Here is a 1,687-nt window from a genome sequence, read left to right on the forward strand (position 1 = left end):
TCCTCCCGAACCCCGAATCCCGAATTCCGAGCCCCTGAAGGACCCCCTATTGCCCAACCCCCATTGCCCATTGCCGAGCTTCTTTTGCCAACATCTTTGGGAGAGTTGCGAACGGCACTACCGAGTGTGTATCAAGTGTCGTCGAATGGGAGTCGAACGGAAATCGATGCGTCTTTTGAACTCACCGACCAAAACACGTTCGGTATCACACTCCCGAACGGTTACAACCCCGACCATTCCTTACGCATTGATCCCCTCATCTACAGTACATTTTTTGGGGGAAGCGGCGATGATTGTTGGATCAAGCCCAGTAAAGACGAAGACAACAATTTTACCTGTTCCGGGTTTTCGTTAAGCAATAATTTTCCCGTTGTGGGAGGGGTGTATCAACCGATTAGTCGCGGGATGTATGATATTATTGTGACAAAATTCAATCACACATTCTCGCAAATATTGTACAGTACTTATCTCGGTGGAAGAAACGACGAATATTCTTTTGGCGGAGTTTGTGATTCCATCGGTGGATTTTTATTAGCTGGTTGGACTTATAGCCCCGATTTTCCCACCACTACCAATTCCTATCAACGAACCAATCGAGGCCAATCGGACGGGTTTGTCGCCCACTTAAATAACACGGGCTCGGTATTGCTCTGGAGCACTTACTTAGGCGGCTCTTCGGAAGAAATAGTATGGGATATCAAAAAAGTATCAGATGAATCCATTGTCGTTACAGGACGAACAGACAGTCAGAATTTCCCAACTACACCCGGTTGTTTCGATTCGCAGATCGGCAGCGATTCTTCCTTCGACTGTTTTGTAACGCGAGTGAGCAACAACGGAACCCAATTACTTTTTAGTACTTTCCTCGGTGGATCATCCTTTGAAGCAGGAAATTGTTTAAATGTCGAACATAATGATGATATCGTTGTAACAGGCATTACTGGGAGTAGTGACTTTCCTACGACCACCGGGGTTTACGATACTTCCTATAACAGTGGGGACGGCGACTGCTTTCTCACTCGTTTGAATAGTTCGGGCACTCAGTTGGTGTTTAGTACATATTTAGGAGGAAGTGGCCACGATAACGGCAACACAACAATAATTGATCCGATCGGGGGATATGTTGTAACTGGATGGACTGCAAGTACAGATTTTCCTATGACTCCCAATGCTTACGATTCGACATTCAATGGTATTGAGTTCGATCTATTTATTACTCGAATAAACAGCGCTGGATCAAGTATTAGTTACAGCACCTATCTTGGTGGCTCCGGCTATGAATCGTTAGTAAACATTTCGTTCGATCGCTTCGGTAACTTTGTTTTTTCAGGTGCGACGGATCCTGTTTTCCCGACCACACCCAACGCATTTCAACCGGTCTATAACGGCGGCATTGACGACGGATACATTTCGATCCTTAGCTGCACAAACTCGCAAATGCTCTATAGTTCTTATTTCGGTGGTTCCCTAACGGATGAGATTTGGTATAGTCAGTTTGATTCCAACGGTGAACTCATTGTAATTGGAAATACAATGAGTTCTGATTTCCCTGTAACAGCCACTGCTTACGACACTTCCCATAACGGTAGCTGGGATTGTTTCTACGCCCGTCTTCTTGTCCAATACGATTCGTCGCCAGAATACGACTCCCAGCAGATACCCGAAAAGTTTGAACTCTATCCAAATC

1 protein-coding gene is annotated in these 1,687 nt (G+C 45.4%); it reads left to right on the top strand.

Going from position 1 to position 1,687, the window contains the following annotated elements; genetic code table 11:
• Positions 1-84 precede the first annotated feature (84 nt).
• Positions 85-1,687: hypothetical protein (locus tag OEM52_15185; protein ID MDK9701476.1), on the top strand; the 1,603-nt coding region annotated here is incomplete at its 3' end.

This window comes from bacterium (assembly GCA_030247525.1).
Lineage (GTDB): Bacteria > Electryoneota > JAOADG01 > JAOADG01 > JAOADG01 > JAOTSC01.